Consider the following 22,186-nt stretch of genomic DNA (forward strand, 5'->3'; position numbering starts at 1 on the left):
CAAGAAGGTGACCTGATTCATGGCGAGTCCCCGCCAACGTGCCGCCCGGTGGCGTTACGTCCAGTACGCCATTCTCGTCGCCGCGTTGTTGGCGATCGCGTTCATCGCCGACTGGGCCCAGATCCAGCGGGCGTTCTGGAACTGGGAGCTGGTCAAGGAGCAGTTCCCGCGCGTCCTGACCATCGCCCTGAAGAACACGATCGTCTACACCGCGTGCGGCTTCGCCTTCGGACTGGCCCTCGGCTTGTTGCTGGCGCTGATGCGTCTCTCGAGCGTCGGGCCCTACCGGTGGATCGCGACCGGCATCATCGAGCTCTTCCGTGGCCTGCCCGCCCTGGTCGTCTTCATCGCGCTGAGCGTCGGGTTCAACCTGGCCTTCCCGGCCTACGAAATTCCGTTCGGCAACCTGGGCATCGTCACCCTGGCCCTGGGCCTCGTCGGCGGCGCCTACATGGCAGAGACGATCCGGGCCGGCATCCAGGCGGTGCCGAAGGGCCAGCTCGAGGCTGCGCGATCGCTCGGGATGTCGCACGGTCGGGCGATGATCAGCGTGGTGGTCCCGCAGGCGTTCCGGATCATCCTGCCGCCGCTGACCAACGAGCTGATCCTGCTGACGAAGGACTCGTCGCTGGTCTACATCCTCGGGCTCTCCCTCTCGGGCTACGAGCTCACCAAGTTCGGCCGGGAGGGCATGAACTCCGCCTCCAACCTGACCCCGATCATCGTGATCGCCCTGTGCTACCTGCTGATCACGGTGCCGCTGTCGATCGTCGTACGCCGCATGGAGAGCCGCTCGGAGAGGGCCCGCTGATGACCACCACCCAGAGCGACACCAGTCGAGGCGCGGCAGCGATCGACGTCCAGGACCTGCACAAGTACTTCGGCGACAACGAAGTGCTCAAGGGCATCGACTTCCACGTCAGCAACGGCCAGGTGGTCTGCGTCATCGGCCCCAGCGGCTCGGGCAAGTCCACCCTGCTGCGCTGCGTCAACATGCTCGAGACGCCGACCAGCGGCAAGATCTTCGTCGAGGGCGACGAGATCACCGACCCGGACGCCGACATCGACAAGCTGCGCGCGCGCATCGGGATGGTCTTCCAGCAGTTCAACCTGTTCCCGCACATGACCGTGCTGCGCAACCTGACCATCTCCCAGGAGAAGGTCAAGGGGCGCAAGAAGGCCGAAGCGGTCGAGGTCGCCCGCAAGAACCTCGAGAAGGTCGGGCTCGCCGACCGGGAGGACGCCTACCCAGCCCACCTCTCCGGCGGGCAGCAGCAGCGCGTGGCGATCGCCCGGGCGCTGTCGATGGATCCCGACATGATGCTCTTCGACGAGCCGACGTCGGCCCTCGACCCGGAGCTGGTCGGCGACGTGCTGGCCGTCATGAAGGACCTCGCCTCCGAGGGCATGACGATGATGGTCGTCACCCACGAGATGGGCTTCGCCCGCGAGGTCGGCAACAAGCTGGTCTTCATGGACGGCGGCGTCATCGTCGAGGAGGGCGACCCCGCCGCCGTGCTCGCCGACCCGCAGCACGAGCGCACGCAGGCGTTCTTGTCCAAGGTCCTCTAGGACCCGAGCCACTCCCTGGCCGAGGCGACCACCGCCTCGGTCAGGTCGGCGACCACGGCCGAGCCGAGGCGCCAGTGCTGCCAGTAGAGCGGCACGTCCGAGTGCCTCCCGGGGTGCAGCTCGACGAGCCGGCCGCTGGCGAGGTCGTCCCCCGCCTGGCCGATCGGGATCATCCCCCAGCCCATCCCCCGCCGCACCGCGTTGTCGAACTCGCGCACCGAGGGGATCCACGTCACCGGGGGCGCCAGGTGTCGCCGGGTGACCTTGCGCAGGAAGTCGTGCTGCAGGGTGTCGTTGCGGTCGAACGCCACGATCGGCGCCTTCGCGAGATCGGCCGTCGTCGCACCGTCCGGCAGGTGCGCGGCCATGAACTCGGGTGTCGCCACCGCGACGTAGCGCAACCGCCCGAGCCGCACCACCCGGCAGCCGGGCACCGGGCGCGGCTCCGAGGTGATGGCCGCCATGACGTCGCCGCGCCGCAGCCGCTCGGTGGTGCGTGACTGGTCCTCGCGCACGACCTCGAACGTCACGCGGTGGGCGCGCTGCACCGTGACCAGCGCGTCGATCAGCCAGGTGTAGAGAGCGTCGGCGTTCACCGCGATCGGCACCGAGGCGTACGGCGTGTCCTCGTCACCGGCCTCCCCCGCCTCGACGAGCTCGGCGACGGCCTCCCGCTCGAGGAGCTCGACCTGGGTCGCGAGCCGCACCAGCACGTCACCCGCCTCGGTCGCGGAGATCGGCTTGACCCGGTGCACCAGCACCCGCCCGACCCGCGTCTCCAGGGCCTTGATCCGCTGGCTGATCGCCGACGGTGTCACGTGCAGCTCGCGGGCTGCCGCTTCGAAGGTGCCGAAGCGGATCACGGCGGCCAGGGTGCGCAGGGCGACGGGGTCGATCTGGGTGAGGTCTTTCACAATTAGAGATCCTAATGATCCTTGCAAATACTTCGCTGGGTTAAAGGCACCTCACCCCCTAGCGTTGACCGCATGTTGAGCATCTTCGTCACCGGTCTGCTGACCGGACTCGCCCTGATCGTGGCGGTCGGCGCGCAGAACGCCTTCGTCCTGCGCCAGGGGATCCGCGGCGAGCACGTCGTCGCGGTGATCGCCGTCTGCCTGGTCTCGGACGTCGTCGCGATCACCGCCGGCGTGGCCGGCCTCGGCGTCGTGATGGAGCGCTGGCCGGCCGTGCTGCCGATCGCGCAGATCGGCGGCGGGATCTATCTCATCGCCTTCGGCATCCAGTCGGCCATGCGCGCGTGGCGGCCGAGCGCACTCGCCGCGGAGACGGGCACCACGATGTCACTGCGTCGCGCGATGCTGCTGGCGCTGGCGCTGACCTGGCTCAACCCGCACTTCTACCTCGACGCGCTGCTCATGCTCGGCACCGTCGCCAACAGCTTCGGCGACCAGCGCTGGTGGTTCTGGGCCGGTTCGCTCGTCGCCAGCAGCATCTGGTTCCCCACCCTGGGCCTCGGCGCCCGCGCGCTGCGCGGCATCTTCGCCCGCCCGTCGGCCTGGCGGGTGCTCGACTCCGGCATCGCCGTGGTGATGGGCGGCCTGGGCGTCGGGCTGCTCGTGCACTGAGCCGCGTCGGGACGTCGCGATCACGTCACCCGGCGTGCACGACGGCGCCACGTGGGCGTCAACCCCGCCGGGTCGACTCGGGACATGACCTCCCGGATCCTGGCCACCCTGTTCGCACCCGCCCTGCTGGCGTCGCTCGCGCTCTCTGCCCCGGCGGCGGCCACGACCGGAGCCGCCCCCGAGCCGGTCGTCGCGCTCCAGCAGGCCCACGCCCACAACGACTACGAGCACCAGCGCCCGCTGCTCGACGCACTCGACCACGGCTTCACCTCGGTCGAGGCCGACGTCTGGCTGGTCGATGGTGAGCTGCTGGTCGCGCACGACCTGGCCGACGTCCAGCCCGGCCGGACGCTGGAGTCGCTCTACCTCGAGCCGCTGGCCAAGATCGTGGCTGACAACGGCGGGACCGTCCACCCGGGCTGGGACGGCACCTTCCAGCTGCTGATCGACGTCAAGAGCGACGCCCGCCCGACGTACGACGCCATCCACGCGGCGCTCGCCGCCCACGAGGAGATCATGACCCGCTTCCAGCACGGCGCGCGCAAGCAGCGGGCCGTCGACGCCGTGATCAGCGGCAACCGCGACCTCGCCTTCATGTCGTCGCAGAAGAAGCGCTTCGCGGGGTACGACGGCCGGCTGGGCGACCTCGGGTCAGGCCTGTCGGCCAACGTGATGCCCCTCGTCAGCGACAACTGGACGCGCCACTTCACCTGGCAGGGCGTGGGCCCGATGCCGGCAGCCGAGCGTGCCGAGCTGGAGGCGATCGTCGCGCAGGCTCACGCAGCCGGTTACCGCGTCCGGTTCTGGGCCACCCCCGATGCTGCCCTGCCCAACCGGGAGGCGGTCTGGCAGGCACTGCGCAACGCCGGCGTCGACCACATCAACACCGACGACCTCGCGGGCCTTCAGGCGTTCCTGTCGTCCTGAGCGAACACCAGCGACTGCGCTTCCAGCGCCTCGCGCAGCCGGTCGATCGCGATCGGCCCGACGCCGTGCAGGGCGCCGAGCTCGGCCGCGGTCAGGGCGGCCACCTGCTCGAGCGTGGTGATCCCCGCCGCGCGCAACGCCTTGGTCGCCGGGGCGCCGATCCTCGGCAGCTTCGTGCCCGCGGGCCGCGGTGTGCGCTGACGCGGTGCCGACAGGCCCGAGTCGACGACGGCCTGGCCGCGGGGCGAGAGGAGGTAGCCGATGTCGAGCGACTCGGTCAGGCCGAGTTCCTTGAGCTTGCGGACGTCCTTCTTGAAGTCGGCCGTGTCGCGCCCGACCTGCGCGGCCAGGTCGGGGGCCCGCACCGTCGGGTTGAGGTCGATCAGGTCGAGGGTCTCGCGGGTCCAGGCGCCGTACGCCGATGCCTTGTCCAGCCTCGCCAGCCTGGCGTCGATCTCGGCGATCTCCTCGGCGGTGGGGATGCTCTCCCGCAGCGCCTCGCGCGGGTCCGCGCCGGCGTAGGCCAGCCCGACGCGCCAGATCGGGTCGTCCGGACGAGTGGCGAGGGCCTTGGCCAGGGCGGCGGGGGTCAGCCCCGAACGGCGGGCGTCGTCGGGCGTCGGCTCGAGGACCCGCTCGACGGAGGTCACCTCGACGACACCCACAGCCGTGCGCATCTGGGTGCCGACGACCACCCGCGGGGTGGCCCAGCGACGCAGCGCGAGGTCGACCTCCCCCGCCTTGATCGCATCGAGGATGTCGCGCCGGATCATCATGACGGGCAAGCCTGCCAGAGTCGGCCGTCGGGCGGCAGGTCGCCCGTCGGCCGCGATCCTCGGTGGGGCATGGGCCGGGCTCGTAGGCTCGATGCATGCCGTCCCTCCGCGCTCGACTGGGCCACGAGCTGTTCCGCCGCGTCGCCGGGCCCGACGGGCCGCGGCATCGCGAACGCATCCATGGCACGCCCGGGCCGCGATGGTTCGACCGCGACTCCCAGATCGTCCGCGTGCACGGCGATGCCTCGATGTTCATCGGCGGCATCCGCGCGATCCTGCTGCAGACGATGCACCCCGCCGCGATGCAGGCGGTCGCCGACCACTCGGGCTTCCGCGGCGACATGTGGGGCCGGCTCGCCCGCACCAGCCAGTTCCTCGCGGTGACCACCTTCGGCACGGCCGAGCATGCCGAACAGGCTGTCCGCGCCGTACGCACCATCCACGAGCGGGTGACGGGGACGATGCCTGACGGCACGCCCTATGCGGCCTCCGACCCGCACCTGCTGGCGTGGGTGCACGCGGCCGAGGTCGACAGCTTCCTGCTCGCGCACCAGACGTACGGCGCCCGCCCGCTCGACGCAGCCGGGTGCGACGCCTATGTCGCGCAGGCGGCGGAGATCGGCGCCCGCCTCGGGGTCATCGACCCCCCGCGCACCGTCGCCGAGCTGCGTCGGGTGCTGGACGACTTCCGGCCCGAGCTGCGTGCCACCGACGAGGCGCGCAGTGCCGTGCGGTTCCTGGTGCTCCACCCCGACCTGCCGCTCGCCGCGCGCCCTGCCTACGGCGTGCTGATCGCGGCCGGCGTCGCCCTGCTCCCCCGCTGGACCCGCCGCCCGCTGCGCCTGCCGTGGCTGCCGGTCTCCGAGCGGACCGTGGTCAGGGCGCTCGGCGTCCTCGCCACCGGCACCATTCGCTGGGCCATGACGCCCGGAGTCGACGAGGCACGCGAGCTGAGGGCCTCCGCGCAGGCGTGACCATTTGCCTGCTCAAGCGTCGAGCTCGACGCCCGACGACCCGCAGTCCCAGCGTTGAGCGTCCATGCGGACGCTTGAGCCGGGAAACCGACGCCCGGCCTCAGTCCCCTACAAGTTCCCGCGGGCGTCCTGCTCGCGCTCGATCGCCTCGAAGAGCGCCTTGAAGTTGCCCTTGCCGAAGCCGAGCGAGCCGTGGCGCTCGATGAACTCGTAGAACACCGTCGGCCGGTCACCCATCGGCTTGGTGAAGATCTGCAGGAGATAGCCGTCCTCGTCGCGGTCGACCAGGATCTTGCGCTTCTTCAGCTCCTCGATCGGCACCCGCACCTCACCGATGCGGGCACGCAGGGCCGGGTCGTCGTAGTAGGAGTCGGGGGTGTCGAGGAACTGGATGCCGTTGTCGCGCAGGATGTCGACCGAGCGCAGGATGTCGTTGGTCGCGAGCGCGATGTGCTGGCAGCCGGCGCCGTCGTAGAACTCGAGGTACTCGTCGATCTGCGACTTCTTCTTCGCGATCGCCGGCTCGTTGAGCGGGAACTTCACGCGGTGGTTGCCGCTCGCGACGACCTTCGACATCAGCGCGGAGTAGTCGGTGGCGATGTCGTCACCGATGAACTCCGCCATGTTCGTGAAGCCGAGCACCTTGTTGTAGAACGTCACCCACTCGTCCATCTTGCCGAGCTCGACGTTGCCGACGCAGTGGTCGACAGCCTGGAACAGCCGCTTGGGGTGGCCCTCGCGGCGGACCACCGTGGACTCGCGGGCGACGAAGCCCGGCAGGTAGGGCCCGCTGTAGCGCGAGCGGTCGACGAGGGTGTGGCGGGTCTCGCCGTACGTCGCGATCGCCGCCAGCCGCACGGTGCCGTGCTCGTCGGACTCGTCGTGCGGCTCGACCAGGACCGTGGCGCCCATGGCGCGGGCGTGGTCGATGCACTTGTCGACGTCGGACACCTCGATCGCCAGGTCGACGACGCCGTCGCCGTGCCTGCGGTGGTGCTCGAGCACGGGGCTGTCGGGGGTGACGCCGCCGGTGAAGACGAAGCGGGCGGAGCCGCTGCGCAGGACATAGGTCTTGGATTCGCGGTGGCCGGTCTCGGGGCCGCGGTAGGCCTCGAGCTCCATGCCGAGCGCGAGCTGGTAGAAGTTCGCGGTCTGGGTCGCGTTGCCGACGACGAAGCAGACGGCGTCCTGCGCGATCACAGGGAACGGGTCGCTCGACGCGTCGTACTCGACGAGCCCGACCAGCTGCTGGAGCTGCTCGAGGGTGAGCCCGGCCTGCTGCTCCTCGGCGGTGAGCACGGTCAGCGTGGTGTCAGTCATGCGGTCAACTCTGTCGAGGACAGGCAAGGTGTGCAACAGTACGGCGAAGTGCTGGACAACTTGCCTCATCAGGAGTCATCGCATGGACGATCTGGACAGCAGATTGATCGATCTCTTCGCTGCCGAGCCGCGCATCGGCGTCCTCGAGGCGAGTCGGCGCCTCGGTGTCGCCCGCGGGACCGTGCAGGCCAGGCTCGACCGGCTGAGCTCGAGCAGCGTCGTGATCGGCTGGGGTCCCGAGCTCTCCCCCGAGGCGCTCGGCTTCCCGGTGATGGCATTCTTGACCCTGGAGATCCGCCAGGGGTCGGGCCACAACGCGATCGCCCGCCACCTCGCCGCGATCCCCGAGGTGCTGGAGGCCTACACGATCACCGGCGCCGGCGACATGTGGGCGCGGGTCGTGGCACGGTCCAACGCCGATCTCCAGCGGGTGATCGACCAGGTGCTCGCGGACCGTGGCATCGAGCGTTCCACGACCGTGATCGCGCTCGCCGCGCAGATCGAGCACCGGGTGCTCCCGCTGGCGCGCGCCGCCGTCACGCCGGGCTAGCGGCAGCCGAGCCTCAGCGCAGCCGCTCCGCGACCTGCTGGGCCGCCGCGAGGACACGGGGTGCGACCAGCTTCTCGTCGATAGCGCCGTCGAGGGTCACGATGCCGACGCTGGCGCGCAGCCCCTCGAGCCCGCGCACCGGGGCGGCCAGCCCGTGGGCACCGGACTGGAGCTCCCCACTGGTGACGGCGTACGCCGCCGTGTCAGCGTCGCTGAGCAGGCTGATCGCCTTCCCTGCCGCCCCCGCAGTGAGCGGGTGACGCGAGCCGACGCGGTAGGCCACGTGGTAGTCGGTCCAGGTCGGCTCGACGACCGCCAGCGCCAGGGCCTCGTCGCCGTCGGCCACGGTGAAGTGGGCGGTGCACCCGATGGCCTCGGCGAGCGAGCGCAGCACCGGCACGGCGAGGTCGCGCAGCAGCGGCTGGACGGCCGAGGCGAGGTGCAGCACGCCGAGTCCCACGCACAGCCGACCACGGCCGTCGCGGCGGACCAGGGCGTGCTGCTCGAGCGTGCTGATGAGCCGGTAGACCACGGTCCGGTTGACGCCCATCTGCTGCGACAGCTCGGTGACCGTCAGCCCCTGCGGAGCCTCGGCGAGCACCTCCAGGACGCGCAGGCCTCGATCGAGCGTCTGGGAGGTCTCGGTGGCCATGGATCCAATCTAGTGACAACTTCGTGCGCGCGGCCCCCATCACACCCTCGAGTGCCTTTTGGCACCAACCCCGAGACGGGGTGTCCACACACCAGTCGATCAAGGGAGAAATCCATGCATCGCCACGTACGCCGCACGTTCGCCAGCACCGGGACGACGGCGCTCCTCGCCGCAGCACTGCTCACCGCCCCCGGTGCCCAGGCTGCCGCAGCCACGACCTGTCAGGGGAAGGAGGTGACCATCGACGGCACCGGGCAGGCCACCGTCACCGGCACTCCCGCCAACGACGTGATCGCGGCCGGCCAGGGCTCGAGCGTCTCGGCACTCGCCGGGGACGACACCATCTGTGTGCTCCCCAGCACGGCCACCACGCCCACGTCGGTCGATGCCGGCGAGGGCAACGACTCCGTCGACACGTCCACGCTCGCCGCGGGTGTCACCGTCACCACGACGTTGGGCGCCGGTGACGACACCTACGCCGGTGGCGCCGCCTCCGACCAGGTCGCCACCCGCGAAGGCGCGGACACGGTCTCGACCGGGGCCGGCAACGACGGCGTCGGCAGCGGCATCGCCGCCCAGCCCAACGGGGACAAGCTCGACCTCGGTGTCGGCGACGACGTCCTCGACTGGCACGGCATCCAGGCGCCGGGCGGCAGTGTCGACCTCGGCGAGGGCGCCAACACCCTGGCCGACAGCGACGGCGGCGTCGTCGCCATCAACGCCGTACCCCGCAAGCTCGACCGCAACGCTGTCACGGCCCTGCAGTGGAAGGGCACGGTGACGACCTACGTCGTCGAGTCCACGGCGACGTCCGCCGCGTTCACCGGCACCAACGACGCCGAGACCTTCATCCTGCGCGACCCGGCTGCCGGGGCGACGCCGACGAAGGTGGCCGTCGACATGGCCGGCGGCAACGACACCGTCACCATCCGCTCCAACGTCATCGACGGCTCGAGCTGGGCCGGTGGCGACGGCACGGACCTGTTCCAGGTCGCCCACAACTACGGCGAGCTGCTGATCAACCTCAACAGCGGGCAGTTCGAGACCGGGGCGCCGGACGTGACGGTCGACCAGACCGTCCGGACCTTCGAGAACGTCGACGCCGTCACGACGTCGATGACCGTCAAGGGCACGCACCAGGCCAACGTCATCAACGTGGAGGGCTGCGACGTGCGGCTCGCCGGTCGCGCCGGCGACGACAAGCTCGCCTTCGGCACGGACATCGAGAACGCGCCGAGCGTGACCTGCTCGACGACGACGATGACCGCTCGAGGCGGGAAGAACGACGACGAGATCACCGGCACGAACGGTGCCGACAAGCTGTTCGGCAACCGCGGCCGCGACTCGATCGACGCCCTCGCCGGCAACGACGTCATCTTCGGTGGCGACGACACCGACCGCGTCAACGGCAACGCCGGGGACGACAAGGTCCGTGGTGGCCGAGGCAACGACGAGGTCGGCGGCAACGACGGCAACGACCGCGTCCAGGGCGACCAGGGCAACGACCGCCTGCTCGGCCAGGCCGGCAACGACGTCCTCGTCGGTGGCCGCGGCTTCGACCGCGCCAACGGTGCGGACGGCTTCGACAAGTGCTTCGCCGTCGAGCGTCGCCGCAACTGTGAGCGCTGAGCAAGACTGATCACAGCACACCGGCCGTCGTCCGCACCCGCGGGCGGCGGCCGGTCCGCGTCCCCGGGCGGGACGGTGAGTCGGTCGTACGTCGCCGTCAGGACGTCTTCTTGACGGCCCACTCGCGCACGCGGTTGATGCGGGCGTGCAGCTGCTCGGCGGTGGCGACCGCGGCTGCGGGACCGCCGCACTCCTTGCGCAGCGCGGCGTGGGTGATGCCGTGGGCCTGGCCCGTGCGGTGGTGCCAGGCGGCGACCAGGCCGTTGAGCTCGCGACGCAGCACCGCGAGCTGCTCGTGGGTGGTCAGCTCGGCGACCGTGTCGGGCTCGCGCCCTGCCGCGGCGGCCTTCTGGCGCTTGGCGCGCTCGCTGGTGCGCGAGTGCAGGAGCTCCCGCACCTGGTCGGGCTCGAGCAGGCCGGGGATGCCGAGGAAGTCCATCTCCTCCTCCGAGCCGACGTGCACCTCTCCGGAGTGGCCGAACTCGCCGCCGTCGTAGAGCACCCGGTCGAAGGACGCGGTCGAGCCGAGGGCCTCGAAGGACATCTCCAGCTCGCCGGAGGCGCTCTCGCTGGCGTTGGCCTGGGCCAGCAGGTCGTTCTCCGCGGCGAAGATGTCGTCCTCGTTGCCGACCTTGCGGCCCAGCACGTGGTCGCGCTCCACCTCCATCTCGGAGGCGTAGCCCAGCAGGCGCGGCACGGACGGCAGGAACACCGACGCCGTCTCGCCGCGGCCCCTGGCACGCACGAAGCGGCCGACCGCCTGCGCGAAGAAGAGCTGGGTGCCGGTGGTGGTGGCCCAGACCCCGACGGCCAGTCGCGGCACGTCGACGCCTTCGGAGACCATGCGGACCGCGACCATCCAGCGCTTGTCGGACTCGGCGAACTGGCTGATCTTCTTCGACGCGGCCTTCTCGTCGGAGAGCACGACGACCGGCGACTCGCCGGTGATCTTCTTCAGCAGCCCGGCGTAGGCGCGAGCGGACTCCTGGTCGGAGGAGATGACCAGCCCTCCGGCGTCGGGCATGTGGCGGCGTACTTCCGAGAGGCGCTTGTCTGCGGCCTCGAGCACGGCCGGCATCCACGACCCCGAGGGATCGAGCGCGGTGCGCAGCGCCTGGGCGTGCATGTCCTTCGTCAGGGGCTCGCCCAGCCGGGCGAGGATCTCGTCACCGGCACGGGTGCGCCAGGTCATCTCCCCCGAGTAGGCCATGAAGAGCACCGGGCGCACGACGTGGTCGGCCAGCGCGTGGGCATAGCCGTAGGTGAAGTCGGCGACCGAGCGAGGGATGCCGTCCTCGCCGGGCGCATAGGTGACGAACGGGATCGGGTTGATGTCGGACCGGAAGGGCGTGCCGGTCAGGGCGAGCCGCCGGGTCGCCGGCTGGAAGGCCTCCTGGACTCCCTCGCCCCACGACATCGCATCACCCGCGTGGTGGATCTCGTCGAGGATCACCAGGGTCTTGAAGCGCTCGGTGCGGATGCGCATCGCGAGCGGGTTGACCGCGACCCCGGCATAGGTCACGGCGATGCCGACGAAGTCCTTCGAGGTCTTGCCGGAGCCCGCGCTGTAGGTCGGGTCGAGCGGGATGCCGGCTCGCGCCGCGGCCTCGGCCCACTGGGTCTTGAGGTGCTCGGTCGGCGCGACGACGGTGATCCGGTCGATGATCCGCCGGCCCAGCAGCTCGGCTGCGACCGTCAGCGCGAAGGTCGTCTTGCCGGCGCCCGGCGTCGCCACGGCGAGGAAGTCGCGCGGGGAGGTGGCGGCGTACTTGTCCATCGCCGCCTGCTGCCACGCACGCAGCGACGGGGCCGTCCCCCACGCGGCACGATCGGGCCAGGCTGGGGTGAGGACGGGCGCAGGGGTGATGGGCTCGGGGCGCCCAGTCACGCGTCGGGGCCCTGATTGCCCGAGTCGCCGCCTCCGGGCTTCATCTGCTCCCAGATGTCCTTGCAGTCGGGGCAGACCGGGAACTTCTCCGGCGCACGCGACGGCACCCAGACCTTCCCGCACAGGGCGATCACGGGGGTGCCCATGACCATCGCCTCGGTGAGCTTGTCCTTGGGGACGTAGTGACTGAACTTCTCGTGGTCACCCTCATCGGTCGGCTGGGTCCGACGGTCTTCGATCGTCTGCGTGCCGGGCGAGAAACCGATGGTGCTCATGACCCCAAGCCTAACGTCCGCAGCGAGCGAAGGGGACCTCGGCGACACCCCTCGCCTTCAGTTGGTCTCCGGATCGAGGGGTCGGGTCAGGTGCCAGGCGAGATGGCCCGGCTGTCGACGGATGATGTCGCGCCACAGGTCCGTCGTGTCGGCCCGGAAGGCGTCGGCACTCTCCCCCGCCACGACATACCAGCTGCCCTCCTCGATCTCGCCCTGCAGCTGTCCGGTGTCCCAACCGGCATAGCCGGCATAGACCCGGAGGCCGCCGAGGCTGCCGTCGAGGAGCTCGACAGGAGTGTCGAGGTCGAGCATCCCCAGGCGCCCCACGACCGACCGGTAGCCCACCGGCTCGTCGTCGGCGTCGCGCAGCAGCGCGACCGCGAGGGCGCCGTCGGGGCTGACCGGGCCGCCCCGGAAGAGCACCTCGGGTTCGGCGCACAGGGCGTCCCAGGGCCGCAGCACCTCCGCCACCGGCACGGGCGACGGCCGGTTGAGCACGACGCCGAGCACGCCCTCGTCGTTGACGTCGAGCAGCAGGATGACGGTCTTCGCGAAGTTGGGATCGATCAGCTCGGCCGTCGCCAGCAGCAGCGTGCCCGGTGCCACGTCGGTCCCGTGGATCATGGCGCCAGTATGGCGCACGCGGACCGTGCCCACCGAGACGCAGGACGACCCCCGTCCGACGCTGGGAGGGAGGATGCGGCTGGGAGGAACCGCGGGCGTCGGACGAGGGCCGTCACATTCGAGGTGGCCGTCAGGCCGCGTGCAGCACCGCCCGCAGTCGATCGACGAACGAGGTCGGCGCGGGAGAGATGACGCGCTGCGACGCAGGCGCCAGGGCCGCTCGGGCACGCTCGGCGATCTGGGCACCGACACGGGCCGCACGCTCGTCGCGCGCGGACGTCGCACCCGCCATCACGGCCAGCAGCGTGTGCTCCTTGGCCGTCGAGGTCGCCATGGCCGAGGCCATCGCGTCGTCGAGGGGCTCGGCGCGGTGCCGGTCGAGGATCGCCAGCACACCGGGGAGCTCCTCGGCGGTGGCCTGCCAGGCGTCGATGACGGCGCCCTCGAGGTCCATCGGCTGGGTCATGAGCTCGCGCTCGATGCGACCGGCCAGGCGGGTGTGCCAGCGCAGCGTCAGGGCGCCGAGCAGCGTCAGCTCGTCTCCGAAGGTCTCAGTGACACCTTCGACGCTCATCGGCAGGTGGCCGTCGCGTCGGGCGTCGGCCTCGGTGATCACGGCACGAAGGACTTCTCCGCGGCGGTGAAAGGACGTCCAGGTCATGGCAGATCCCTTTCTGTGTGAGTCACATACCGTTGGTACGTACTCAGAGTATGCGATGGTTCTTCGGCATTCAAACAACACCGCCGTGACTCCGCCCACACGGGCTCCGTGGACTCTCCGCGCCGCGGTCCTAGACTCGCGGGATGACCAACGCCTCCAAGCTGATCCCGAAGGTGCCGGGGGTTCCCCGGGTGCCGAGCCGGCGGGCGCAGTTCTCCTCCTCCACCAAGCGTGCCCTCGTCGAGGTCGCCGAGGAGCTCTTCGCCGAGCAGGGCTATCCCGCGACCTCGCTGGACCAGATCGTGGCCGGGGCCGAGGTGACCAAGGGAGCGCTCTACCACCACTTCTCGGGCAAGCAGGCCCTGTTCGAGGCGGTCTTCGAGCGGATCGAGAACGAGGCCCGCAAGTCGATCCAGGCCGGCCTCAAGGGCGAGCGCGATCCCTGGCGCAAGGCCCAGGCGGGGCTGCGGGCGTTCCTCGACGTCGTCCAGGAGCCGGGCTACCGCCGGGTCGTGATCCAGGACGGACCGTCGGTGCTGGGCTACGAGCGGTTTCGCGAGCACGAGGAGCGCTCGACGTTCGCGACCGTCGTGGAGATCGTGCGCGCCGTACTCACAGCCGGCGAGTGGGACCTCGACGAGGAGATGCTGCAGACCTTCACCCGCATCTTCTTCGGCGCGATGTCGTCAGCCGGCGAGTCGGTGGCCTCGAGCGACGACCCGGCGACCGCTGCCGTGCGCGTGGAGATGGCGATCGGTTTCATCCTGGCCGGGCTCCAGTCCCTGGCCGACGCAGGCGTGCCGATCCCGGCGCCGCAGGACGCGGACACCGGGACCGACGAGGGCTGAGTCCTACTTCGCCCAGGTGACGCTGCCGGTGCCCTGCGGCACCAGCTCGATCCACACGTGCCCCGCGGGCACGGTGAGCTCGTCACCCTTCTTCGTCTCGAGCTTGATCGCGCCGGTCAGCCCGTCCTTGGTCCAGGTGCCCTGGACGACCTGGCCGTCGTGGAACAGCTGCGCCGGACCGCTGCCCTCGAACTTCGTCTCCGGGACGAGGTAGCCGGCGGGGTCGCGGTAGCCCGCGTCCCCGATCCTGACCCGCAGGGACAAGATGGAGGTGGCCGGGAAGTCGTCGCCGTCCGCGGCATAGGAGTTGGTGTTGACGTACTTCCCGCCCTGGAACTGCCAGGTGGTCGTGTGTCCGCCGAAGGCCGCCGACAGCGTGCGGGCCTTCTTGCCACCGGGGAAGTCGGCCTCGGTGCCGAAGTCGAGATAGGGCTCCGGCGCCTCCGAGCCCTTGATCCCCTTCGCGATGACGTTCGGCTGCGAGAAGAGGTTGTACGGCGCCGAGCGCGACGTCTCGCGGTAGATGCCCTTGGCTCCCTCGGTGACGAACGGGATGCCCGCCTTCTTGACCCGGTCGAGCGTGATCTGGGCCGCGCCACTGGTGATGACGTGGGCGCCGGTCGGCACGATCCCGATGTCGCTGGCGCGCATCGAGCGCACCGGTCCGACGACCTTGGGGACCTTGGAGTAGTAGAACGCCGCGAGCCGGGTCATCCCACCCTCGACGAGCTCCTCGACGACCATGTCGGCGGAACCGAGTCCGACCTGTGGGGCGCTGGACGACGTGTTGTCGACCTTCGTGACGAGCACCGGGTGGCTCGGGTAGTCACCCTCGACCTCGAGGCCGGTGAGCGGCCACAGGGCCGGCGGCTCGGGCGTCTCGCCGGCGTCGGGCTCGGCCGAGGACGACGGGCTCGACTCGGGGGCTTCGTCGCCGCTGCAGGCAGCCAGCCCGGTCAACAGGGTGGTGGCGGCAAGGACAGCCATGAGGCGTCGCAGTCGGGGGTGCACGCGTTCTCCGATCACAGGGGTCGATCAGTGGGCAGAAGCTCGACGCCCAGTGTCGCTCCGGCGCCAAACGCGGCACGGAAGGCGCGCCCGAACAGTGGTCCCGCTCACACCGGGGCGACGCCGGCGACGAGGCGGTCGACGAGCCAGACCGTCGCGGTGATCGCGACCACGACGGCCGCACCGGCCGTCACGACCTGCCCGCGGGGCAGCCGTCGGAGCACCAGCACGATCGGGAACAGCAGCGCGACCAGTGCGAGCTGGACGAGCTCGATGCCGAGGTTGAAGGCGAGAAGCGCGCCCAGCAGGTCCCAGGACGCCCGCTCGTCGAGGCCGAGCGCGCCGGCGAAGCCGAGGCCGTGCAGCAGCCCGAAGCCGAACACGACCGGCAGCCGCCACCGCTCCCCTCGCCCGACCACGCCCAGCACGGCGACCACCACGATCGAGAGCGCGATGACCGGCTCCACGACCGCGGACGGCACCGACACCACCCCGAGCGCCGCCAGCAGGAAGGTGACGCTGTGGGCGGCGGTGAAGGTGGTCGCGGCCAGCACGACGTCGCGCACCGATCGGGAGGCGAGCAGCAGCGCGACCAGGAACAGCAGGTGGTCGAGCCCGAGGAGCAGGTGCTCTCCCCCGAGCACCAGGAACTCGGCCCACTGCCGCGACTCGTGGCGCTCGCCGGGCGTGATGGCGTGGGTGTCGTCCTCCCCCGTCAGCACCGTCGTCCCCTCGGTGCCGTCGAGGTCGTGGTGCACCAGCGTCCGGGTGCTGTGCACGAAGGTCTCCGAGTCGGGGAACAGCGCCGAGAACAGCGCGTGCGCTCCGCCGGGAGCGCCCTCGCAGTCGTAGCCGAGGGTGATCAGCGCGTGGGCACGCCCGTCCCGCTCGGTCCGCTCCGGTGCCGCGGTCGGCGTCGCCGTACACCTCACGTCGTCGTAGGCGACCTGGAAGCGTTCGGAGACGTACGCCGCCACGTCGGCCCGGTTCGCGTCGAGCTGTCGCACCTGCCCGGCCGGGTCCGTGGCGCCCCAGGCCTCCTCGCGGAGCCAGGCGGACTTCATCAGCAGGTCGTACTCGACCTCGATCTCGGCGCGGACGTCGACGCCGTCCACGGTCGAGACGTCCACCCGGGCCGTCGTCATCGCTCCGTGCGCACCGGCGGGGGCGGCACCGGTGCCGAGCACCAGGACCGCCCCGACCAGCGCGAGGAGCAACCTCACCGAGCGAGCACGAGGTCGTCGATGCGGACCGGGCGGCCCTCGGCGTCGAGGGTGGCGAAGATGCTCGGGTCGGACGTGGTGGTGCCGCCGCCGGCCGAGCGGGCGGTGACCACCCAGGCGTAGGCAGTGCCCTGCTTGAGGCCGGTCCACGGCACGCTGGCGACCTGGCCGGACGGCACCGTGGCCTCGCCGATCACAGTCGTCGGCGCGTACACCGCGACCGAGTCGGTCTCGAAGCCGGTCGTGCGGCTGGTCAGGTCGACCGGGAGCACCATCGTGTCCTCCTGGCCGTTGTAGCGCTTGTCGATGTCGAACTCGGTGGCCCCGAAGTCGTCGAGCAGCGGCGAGTAGGTGTCGACCGACATCTCGCCGCGGTCGACGTCGAACTGCAGCATCCGGAAGAAGCTGGCGCCGAAGCGCAGCTGGTCCTGGGGGCTGTAGCCGCCGACCTCGGTGAGCCCGAGACGGTCGGCCGAGACGGTGTAGAACTGGTAGTCCGCGAGCAGCTCGACGACGCCGTTGCCGATCGCGCCGACCTGCGGCTTCACGTTGGTGCCGACGCCGTGCTCGTGTCCGGCGAGGATCAAGAACACGTTGGGGTTGTCGCTCACGATCGTGTTGAAGAGCATCGCGCCGTCAGGTGCGGAGAACGTCGACCCGCGACCGTCCGGGCTCTTCGACGGCTTGATGTAGTCATGGGAGAGCAGGATCCCGTTGCGGCCCGGGAAGCGCTTGAAGATCCCGTCCGCCCACTCCGCCTCGTCCCGGGTCACGCCGTAGGACAGGCCGACGACGACGAAGTCGATCCCGCCCGCGGAGAACAGGTCGAAGTGGTTCTGGTTGTCGCCCGGCTGCCACGGGCCGCCGTAGGACCCGTTGGCCCAGCGCCGCGCGGCGTCGGCGTAGCGGTCGGGGCCGTAGTAGCGGTTGTAGATGGCGTCGGGTCCGTCCTCGGTGCCCGACTGGTTGTCGTGGTTGCCCGCGATCACGCCGTTGGCGACGCCCGCGTCGTCGAGCACCCGCTGCTGGCGCGACGAGACCTCCATCTCGCCGACGGCCTGCTGCTGCATGGCCGGGGTCGCGGGCTTGCGGATGTTGTTCTCGATGATGTCGCCGGTGTGGGCGACGTAGGCGATCTTGCGCTGCTCGGCGTTCGCCGCGACCCAGCGGGTCACGTCGCCGTACGCCTTCTCCCAGATCGCGCGCTCCTCGGCCGTCTCCTGCTCGACCGCGCCCTCGGAGAGGTACTGCGTGTCGGTGTAGTGGACGAGCGAGAAGTCGTAGCCCGCCGGGTCGTCGAAGCCGACCTTGCCGCTGGCGTCGAGGTCGTCGGCGAAGGGGTCCTCGCCCGTGACGAGCACGTGCACGAGCTGCCCGTCGAGGTAGCGCCCGTCGACGGTCGCCGTCAGCACGGTCGGCGCGTCGGCCGCTCCGCGCGCCGCGGACACCGGGTCCCACCTCTGCGCCTGGAGGTTCCACGCGTGCAGGACGGCGCGCCGGGCCGGGTCGATCGTGCCCTCCCAGCGCAGCACCGGTGCGGTCACCTTGCCCTTGATGGCGACGTCGAAGCGCTGGTAGGCGACGTCCGTGGCCGCCGCGGACGACAGCGTGCCGGCGTCACCGGGCGCCAGCACCTTGGTGCTCCCGATCCGCTGCTCCCCCGGGATCTGCAACGTGGTCGGCGCCTGGTCGGTGGTGCCCTGCCAGCCCTGGGTCGGGGTGAGGATCTGCGCCTGCGCGAAGGTCGCGGTCACCGGGCCGCCGTCGGGCTCGGCCACCGTGGCGCTCAGGGTCGCGGTGCCACCGATGTCGGTCGACCCGGAGGCGGGCCTGAGGTCGGACGGCACGTCCGGGATGCCGGCGGAGCGGAAGCTGATCTCGCGGGTCGCGGTGTTGCCGAGCGAGTCGGACGCCGTGACCGCGACCGTGTGGTCGCCCGCGGCCAGGCCCGGCCCGATCGGGGCGCCGAGCCCGACCGGCCGCCCGTCGAGGGCGTACGTCGCCTCGCCCTCGATCCCGCTGGCGTCGGCGAGCTCCACGGCCAGCGAGACCGCCGAGGTGATGGTCGAGCCGGCGGCCGGGGTGGAGCCGACGACCTCGGGAGCGGTGTTGTCGACGACGAGCAGGCGCGTGGCCGTCTCGCCGGTCGTGGACGTGGCCGCGAGCGTGTGCTCGCCGTCGGTCAGCGCGGCGGTGTCGAGGGCCGCCCGGACCCCGCCCTGCGGGGCGTCGACGGAGAAGGTCAGCTCGACCTCGCGCAAGGCGGTGGCCGACGACCCGCAGTTGCCGTCGCCCATCGAGTAGGACGTCTTGATGCCCTGGCCCGTCGCCGTACCGGACGCAGGCGTCAGCGCGATCTTCGAGATCGTGAAGTCGTCACGGTTCTGCCCGCACGAGCCGGTCGTGGTCCCGGTGACGACGGTGACGGTGTTCAGCCCCGGCACCAGCCGGTCGTTGGGGAACATCACGTCGACGCGCTGGTTGACGAAGTCGCCGCCCATCTCCGCCTTCACGCCGTTGACCAGCACGTGGTTGTGGTACTTCGCCTCGATCGAGTTGCTGCCGACGTCGAAGCTGAAGGCCGCGGCGCCGTGGCCCAGGGTCGGGGTCGTCGCCAGCGGGGAGCCGTCGACGGTGATGGAGGCGACGCTGCCGGGCGTGCCCGCGAGGAACGACGCGAGCACGGGCTGCTCACCGGCCGCGATGGTGCCGTCGGCCGGCATCAGGCGCGGAGCTCCGGCAGGGGCGTTGTTGACCGTGACCGTGTGCTCGGTCTGCGCCCCCGACTCGGTGACCGCGGTGAGGGTGTGCGCCCCGTTGGTCAGGGTGGAGGTGTCCAGCTCGGTGGTGAGGCCGGTGGTGCCGACCGGGTCCCCGAGGACGAAGAAGGTGAGGGTGGCGTCCTTGCGCAGCGACGTGTTCGAGCCGCAGCTGCCGTCGCCCATCGAGTAGGAGTACTCGTTCTCCTCACCGTCGGCGACCTCGCCGAGGAGCTCGAGCGACACGTTGCTCACGACGAAGTCGTCGTGGTTGGTGCCGCAGCTGCTCTGGATGGTGCCGGTCACGACCTGCACCGTGTTCTCGCCCTGGACGAGCGCGTCGTTCGGGACCTCGAGCGTCGTGCGCTCGTCGACCAGGTCGGGCAGGTCGATGCGGTGCTCGCCGTTGACGAGCAGGTGGTTGCCGTAGCGCGCCTCGATCGAGTTCGTGCCGACGTCGAAGCTGATCCGTGAGGTGCCCACCGTCGGCGTCGCCTCGAGCCGGCCCTCGTCGGCCCACAGCGAGACGACCGAGTCGTCGGCGGTGGTGGGCGTCGAGGCCACGGTCTGCGTGCCCTCGACGAAGGCACCGTCACGCGGGGACAGCGTCGCAGGCGCCAGCGCGGTCGCGCTGGGCTTCGGCTTCACGAGGAGCGGCTGGGTCGATGCCGGGGTGATGAACGCCCCCGTGGACAGCATCACGCCGGCCAGCGTCACCAGCAGCGCCAGCGCCCTGACCGGTCGGAGGTGGACAGGGCTCGCTGAGTTGCGGCGCATCGGCGCGCGTCCTTCCGTGAAGACCTCGAGAACCAGACGTGTGGACGGGCCCGAACGGCCGGCCGGCGCTCAATCTGGTCGCTCTTCGAGAACTCCCGGGGAGCCGGGTGCGACGCCTCGGCGAACAGCCTGCGAACCACCCTGCTCACGCCAGCGCCCATACCCACGCGCACACCACGCCCACGGCCCACCGGAGCCCCGCCCGAGCCCGCCCGGAGTTACCGAACAGTCAGGTGGCCCCCAGCCAAAATCCCCAGCCGTACCCTTCGGTAGCGCAAAGGGGGGCGAGCCGGGGCGGGCGTCGCGGCCGGCAGGGCAGAACCCTCGCCGGCCTGAAATGACGAACGGCTCGCCCGCTCCGAGGAGCAGGCGAGCCGTGTCAGGCAGCTTCGTCAGGCAGGCGCGTCAGCGCAGGGTGCCGGCGAACCAGGAGCTGGTCCAGGGCGCAGCCACGGTGACCCGCTGGCCGGAGCCGGGCGCGTGCACCATCATGGCGTGGCCGTTCTGGTAGCCGATGAAGATCGCAGCGTGGTAGACCCCGCCGGAGTTGAAGAAGAACATCAGGTCGCCGGGGCGCATGTCCTGCTTGGAGATGCGACGGGTGTGGGCCGCCTGCGCACCCGAGGTGCGCGGCACGTCGAAGCCGGCGCCGCGGTAGCTGTAGTAGATGAGCCCCGAGCAGTCGAACGCGTTCGGGCCGGCAGCGCCGTACGAGTAGGCGTCGCCGCGCTGGGCCATCGCGGTCTGCTGCGCGGAGGAGATCCGCGCGGAGAGGCGCTGGGCGGACCGCTGCCGACGCGAGGCCATGGTCTTGTCGTACTTCGTGACCTGGCTGTCGGAGAGGGCGACCGCGCCGGACCGGGTGGTCTGGCTGTCGGCAGCATGGGCGGGGGCGACGGCCACGGTGGTGGCCGTGACGCCCAGGGTGACGATCGTGAGCGCGCAGGAGCGCGCCATGCGACGAATCGCAGGCATGGCAGATTCCTTTCCCACGCCTGTGAGGTGAGCTGTCGGGTTGGAGCTGGAAAGTGCTCCGTCACTCGCGTGACTTCACCCCGAGCCGCGATCGTCGAGCGACGATCCCGGCGTGGAACCTGTGGGTCCCCCACTCCTGCCCGATGAATTCGTGTCTCGGGGGACGCTCCGGACGGGCAGGATTCGGCGAACCCGGAGCGGTGGTGCTCGAGCACGCTATGCATGCGAAAGCGCCGCCGTCCAACTCGAAATGCACGAAAAGACACCGCTCAGGCGTAGCGCGTGAGCGGTGTCTCAGTGCGGGAGTGACCCCCGTCTCGCCGCTGCTGTGAGCGGCGTCTCGCCGCCCGTGTGAGCGGCGTCTCGTCGTCAGCCGAGCTTGGCGCCGCCGTCGACGTAGAGCGTCTGGCCGGTGATGTAGGACGCCTCGTCGCTGCACAGGAAGGCCGCGGCAGCCGCGATGTCCTCGGGGAAACCGACCCGGCGGACCGGGTTGTGGTCGGCGTTGAGCTTGCGGAACTCCTCGACGTCCATCTTCAGCCGGGCGGCCGTCGCGTCGGTCATCTCGGTGGCGATGAAGCCGGGCGCGATGGCATTGGCGTTGATGCCGAACGGGCCGAGCTCGATGCCGAGAGTGCGGGTGAAGCCCTGCACGCCCATCTTGGCCGCGGAGTAGTTGGCCTGGCCGCGGTTGCCGAGCGCGGAGACGCTCGAGAGGTTGAGGATCTTGCCGTACTTCTGCTCGACGAAGTGCTTCTGGGCGGCCTTGGTCATGTTGAAGGGGCCCTTGAGGTGGACGCCCATGACGAGGTCCCAGTCCTGCTCGGTCATCTTGAACAGCAGGTTGTCGCGGGTGATGCCGGCGTTGTTGACGAGGATGTGGATCCCGCCGAGCCCGTCGACGACAGCCTGGATCGCGGCCTCGGCGGCCGCCACGTCGGAGACGTCGCAGCCCACGCCGATCGCCTTGGCACCGTCGGTCAGCTCGAGCCGGCCAGCGGCTTCCTGCGCGGCTGCCTCGTCGAGGTCGACGATGGCGACCGACGCGCCCTCGCTGGCGAAGCGCTGCGCCGTACCGAATCCGATGCCGCGCGCGGCTCCGGTGATGACTGCGACGCGACCGTCAAAGCGACCCATGGTGACTCCTGACATCAAAGAACTG

At 70.7% G+C, this 22,186-nt stretch carries 21 protein-coding genes and 1 riboswitch; of the genes, 8 read left to right on the forward strand and 13 right to left on the reverse strand.

What is annotated here, in order from left to right; all coding sequences use genetic code 11:
- Positions 1–19: 19 nt before the first annotated feature.
- The gene (locus tag C9J87_RS06240) at positions 20–811 is read left to right on the forward strand and encodes an amino acid ABC transporter permease (protein WP_010832013.1); all 792 of its coding nucleotides are present in this window, start codon (positions 20–22) and stop codon (positions 809–811) included.
- Positions 811–1,572, forward strand: coding sequence for an amino acid ABC transporter ATP-binding protein (locus tag C9J87_RS06245; RefSeq protein WP_010832012.1), 762 nt, complete (start codon positions 811–813; stop codon positions 1,570–1,572). The genes C9J87_RS06240 and C9J87_RS06245 overlap by 1 nt, the downstream gene beginning before the upstream one ends.
- On the opposite strand, the gene C9J87_RS06250 is transcribed toward C9J87_RS06245, so the two are convergent.
- On the reverse strand, positions 1,569–2,486 hold the full coding sequence (locus C9J87_RS06250; protein WP_010832011.1) for a LysR family transcriptional regulator ArgP: 918 nt from the start codon (positions 2,484–2,486) through the stop codon (positions 1,569–1,571). The two genes, C9J87_RS06245 and C9J87_RS06250, sit on opposite strands and share 4 nt — an antisense overlap.
- 72 nt (positions 2,487–2,558) lie before the next feature.
- Here C9J87_RS06250 and C9J87_RS06255 point away from each other — a divergent pair, with 72 nt between their 5' ends.
- Together C9J87_RS06255 and C9J87_RS06260 are read left to right on the forward strand one after the other, a co-directional pair.
- A complete protein-coding gene (locus C9J87_RS06255) occupies positions 2,559–3,158 on the forward strand; it encodes a LysE/ArgO family amino acid transporter (protein ID WP_010832010.1) in 600 nt (199 codons plus the stop codon).
- A gap of 84 nt (positions 3,159–3,242) precedes the next feature.
- Positions 3,243–4,085, forward strand: a complete 843-nt coding sequence (locus C9J87_RS06260) for a phosphatidylinositol-specific phospholipase C/glycerophosphodiester phosphodiesterase family protein (protein ID WP_107705028.1) — start codon at positions 3,243–3,245, stop codon at positions 4,083–4,085.
- Here C9J87_RS06260 and C9J87_RS06265 read toward each other — a convergent pair.
- The gene (locus tag C9J87_RS06265; protein WP_010832008.1) at positions 4,064–4,861 is read right to left on the reverse strand and encodes a helix-hairpin-helix domain-containing protein; all 798 of its coding nucleotides are present in this window, start codon (positions 4,859–4,861) and stop codon (positions 4,064–4,066) included. The genes C9J87_RS06260 and C9J87_RS06265 overlap by 22 nt on opposite strands.
- A gap of 95 nt (positions 4,862–4,956) precedes the next feature.
- On the opposite strand from C9J87_RS06265, the gene C9J87_RS06270 reads away from it, so the two are divergent.
- Positions 4,957–5,835, forward strand: a complete 879-nt coding sequence (locus C9J87_RS06270; protein WP_010832007.1) for an oxygenase MpaB family protein — start codon at positions 4,957–4,959, stop codon at positions 5,833–5,835.
- A 108-nt stretch (positions 5,836–5,943) separates the two neighbouring features.
- Here the strand turns inward: C9J87_RS06270 and hppD are convergent, their stop codons facing one another.
- Positions 5,944–7,155, reverse strand: coding sequence for a 4-hydroxyphenylpyruvate dioxygenase (gene hppD, locus C9J87_RS06275; RefSeq protein ID WP_107704977.1), 1,212 nt, complete (start codon positions 7,153–7,155; stop codon positions 5,944–5,946).
- Between the two features lie 82 nt (positions 7,156–7,237).
- Between hppD and C9J87_RS06280 the strand changes: the two genes are divergently transcribed.
- Complete coding sequence (locus C9J87_RS06280; RefSeq protein WP_010832005.1) at positions 7,238–7,705, forward strand: Lrp/AsnC family transcriptional regulator; 468 nt, start codon at positions 7,238–7,240, stop codon at positions 7,703–7,705.
- Positions 7,706–7,718: 13 nt separating this feature from the next.
- Here the strand turns inward: C9J87_RS06280 and C9J87_RS06285 are convergent, their stop codons facing one another.
- Positions 7,719–8,357, reverse strand: a complete 639-nt coding sequence (locus tag C9J87_RS06285) for an IclR family transcriptional regulator (protein ID WP_107704978.1) — start codon at positions 8,355–8,357, stop codon at positions 7,719–7,721.
- A gap of 114 nt (positions 8,358–8,471) precedes the next feature.
- Here C9J87_RS06285 and C9J87_RS06290 point away from each other — a divergent pair, with 114 nt between their 5' ends.
- Positions 8,472–9,986, forward strand: coding sequence for a calcium-binding protein (locus tag C9J87_RS06290; RefSeq protein WP_107704979.1), 1,515 nt, complete (start codon positions 8,472–8,474; stop codon positions 9,984–9,986).
- A 97-nt stretch (positions 9,987–10,083) separates the two neighbouring features.
- Here the strand turns inward: C9J87_RS06290 and C9J87_RS06295 are convergent, their stop codons facing one another.
- The 4 genes from C9J87_RS06295 to C9J87_RS06310 form a co-directional block, all read right to left on the reverse strand.
- Complete coding sequence (locus tag C9J87_RS06295; RefSeq protein ID WP_107704980.1) at positions 10,084–11,874, reverse strand: DEAD/DEAH box helicase; 1,791 nt, start codon at positions 11,872–11,874, stop codon at positions 10,084–10,086.
- The gene (locus tag C9J87_RS06300) at positions 11,871–12,149 is read right to left on the reverse strand and encodes a DUF3039 domain-containing protein (protein WP_010832001.1); all 279 of its coding nucleotides are present in this window, start codon (positions 12,147–12,149) and stop codon (positions 11,871–11,873) included. The genes C9J87_RS06295 and C9J87_RS06300 overlap by 4 nt, the downstream gene beginning before the upstream one ends.
- Positions 12,150–12,206: 57 nt before the next feature.
- Entirely contained in the window at positions 12,207–12,773 is a 567-nt protein-coding gene (locus C9J87_RS06305; protein WP_107704981.1) for a YqgE/AlgH family protein, read from the reverse strand.
- Positions 12,774–12,903: 130 nt separating this feature from the next.
- Positions 12,904–13,434, reverse strand: coding sequence for a hypothetical protein (locus C9J87_RS06310; RefSeq protein ID WP_107704982.1), 531 nt, complete (start codon positions 13,432–13,434; stop codon positions 12,904–12,906).
- 143 nt (positions 13,435–13,577) lie between these two features.
- Between C9J87_RS06310 and C9J87_RS06315 the strand changes: the two genes are divergently transcribed.
- Entirely contained in the window at positions 13,578–14,282 is a 705-nt protein-coding gene (locus tag C9J87_RS06315; RefSeq protein ID WP_107704983.1) for a TetR/AcrR family transcriptional regulator, read from the forward strand.
- Positions 14,283–14,285: 3 nt separating this feature from the next.
- Here the strand turns inward: C9J87_RS06315 and C9J87_RS06320 are convergent, their stop codons facing one another.
- From C9J87_RS06320 to C9J87_RS06340, 5 genes are all read right to left on the reverse strand, one after another.
- Complete coding sequence (locus C9J87_RS06320) at positions 14,286–15,269, reverse strand: DUF3048 domain-containing protein (protein ID WP_010831997.1); 984 nt, start codon at positions 15,267–15,269, stop codon at positions 14,286–14,288.
- A gap of 128 nt (positions 15,270–15,397) precedes the next feature.
- Entirely contained in the window at positions 15,398–16,513 is a 1,116-nt protein-coding gene (locus C9J87_RS06325) for a HupE/UreJ family protein (RefSeq protein ID WP_198652283.1), read from the reverse strand.
- The gene (locus C9J87_RS06330; RefSeq protein WP_107704984.1) at positions 16,510–20,049 is read right to left on the reverse strand and encodes a metallophosphoesterase; all 3,540 of its coding nucleotides are present in this window, start codon (positions 20,047–20,049) and stop codon (positions 16,510–16,512) included. The genes C9J87_RS06325 and C9J87_RS06330 overlap by 4 nt, the downstream gene beginning before the upstream one ends.
- A 405-nt stretch (positions 20,050–20,454) precedes the next feature.
- Complete coding sequence (locus C9J87_RS06335) at positions 20,455–21,024, reverse strand: C40 family peptidase (protein ID WP_084622784.1); 570 nt, start codon at positions 21,022–21,024, stop codon at positions 20,455–20,457.
- Between the two features lie 4 nt (positions 21,025–21,028).
- Positions 21,029–21,188: riboswitch (cyclic di-AMP (ydaO/yuaA leader) on the reverse strand.
- Between the two features lie 205 nt (positions 21,189–21,393).
- Positions 21,394–22,161 (reverse strand): SDR family NAD(P)-dependent oxidoreductase, encoded by a 768-nt coding sequence (locus C9J87_RS06340; protein WP_107704985.1) that lies wholly within the window; start codon positions 22,159–22,161, stop codon positions 21,394–21,396.
- Positions 22,162–22,186 lie beyond the last annotated feature (25 nt).

Origin of the sequence: Nocardioides allogilvus, assembly GCF_003047285.1 — a bacterium.
Lineage (GTDB): Bacteria > Actinomycetota > Actinomycetes > Propionibacteriales > Nocardioidaceae > Nocardioides > Nocardioides allogilvus.

Excerpts from the sequence above, each read along its gene's own strand:
- C9J87_RS06240 (WP_010832013.1), top strand. The coding sequence starts at position 20 with ATGGCGAGTCCCCGCCAACGTGCCGCCCGGTGGCGTTACGTCCAGTAC.
- C9J87_RS06245 (WP_010832012.1), top strand. The coding sequence starts at position 811 with ATGACCACCACCCAGAGCGACACCAGTCGAGGCGCGGCAGCGATCGAC.
- C9J87_RS06255 (WP_010832010.1), top strand. The coding sequence starts at position 2,559 with ATGTTGAGCATCTTCGTCACCGGTCTGCTGACCGGACTCGCCCTGATC.
- C9J87_RS06260 (WP_107705028.1), top strand. The coding sequence starts at position 3,243 with ATGACCTCCCGGATCCTGGCCACCCTGTTCGCACCCGCCCTGCTGGCG.
- C9J87_RS06265 (WP_010832008.1), bottom strand. The coding sequence starts at position 4,861 with ATGATGATCCGGCGCGACATCCTCGATGCGATCAAGGCGGGGGAGGTC.
- C9J87_RS06270 (WP_010832007.1), top strand. The coding sequence starts at position 4,957 with ATGCCGTCCCTCCGCGCTCGACTGGGCCACGAGCTGTTCCGCCGCGTC.
- hppD (WP_107704977.1), bottom strand. The coding sequence starts at position 7,155 with ATGACTGACACCACGCTGACCGTGCTCACCGCCGAGGAGCAGCAGGCC.
- C9J87_RS06280 (WP_010832005.1), top strand. The coding sequence starts at position 7,238 with ATGGACGATCTGGACAGCAGATTGATCGATCTCTTCGCTGCCGAGCCG.
- C9J87_RS06285 (WP_107704978.1), bottom strand. The coding sequence starts at position 8,357 with ATGGCCACCGAGACCTCCCAGACGCTCGATCGAGGCCTGCGCGTCCTG.
- C9J87_RS06290 (WP_107704979.1), top strand. The coding sequence starts at position 8,472 with ATGCATCGCCACGTACGCCGCACGTTCGCCAGCACCGGGACGACGGCG.
- C9J87_RS06300 (WP_010832001.1), bottom strand. The coding sequence starts at position 12,149 with ATGAGCACCATCGGTTTCTCGCCCGGCACGCAGACGATCGAAGACCGT.
- C9J87_RS06305 (WP_107704981.1), bottom strand. The coding sequence starts at position 12,773 with ATGATCCACGGGACCGACGTGGCACCGGGCACGCTGCTGCTGGCGACG.
- C9J87_RS06310 (WP_107704982.1), bottom strand. The coding sequence starts at position 13,434 with ATGACCTGGACGTCCTTTCACCGCCGCGGAGAAGTCCTTCGTGCCGTG.
- C9J87_RS06315 (WP_107704983.1), top strand. The coding sequence starts at position 13,578 with ATGACCAACGCCTCCAAGCTGATCCCGAAGGTGCCGGGGGTTCCCCGG.
- C9J87_RS06320 (WP_010831997.1), bottom strand. The coding sequence starts at position 15,269 with ATGGCTGTCCTTGCCGCCACCACCCTGTTGACCGGGCTGGCTGCCTGC.
- C9J87_RS06330 (WP_107704984.1), bottom strand. The coding sequence starts at position 20,049 with ATGCGCCGCAACTCAGCGAGCCCTGTCCACCTCCGACCGGTCAGGGCG.
- C9J87_RS06335 (WP_084622784.1), bottom strand. The coding sequence starts at position 21,024 with ATGCCTGCGATTCGTCGCATGGCGCGCTCCTGCGCGCTCACGATCGTC.
- C9J87_RS06340 (WP_107704985.1), bottom strand. The coding sequence starts at position 22,161 with ATGGGTCGCTTTGACGGTCGCGTCGCAGTCATCACCGGAGCCGCGCGC.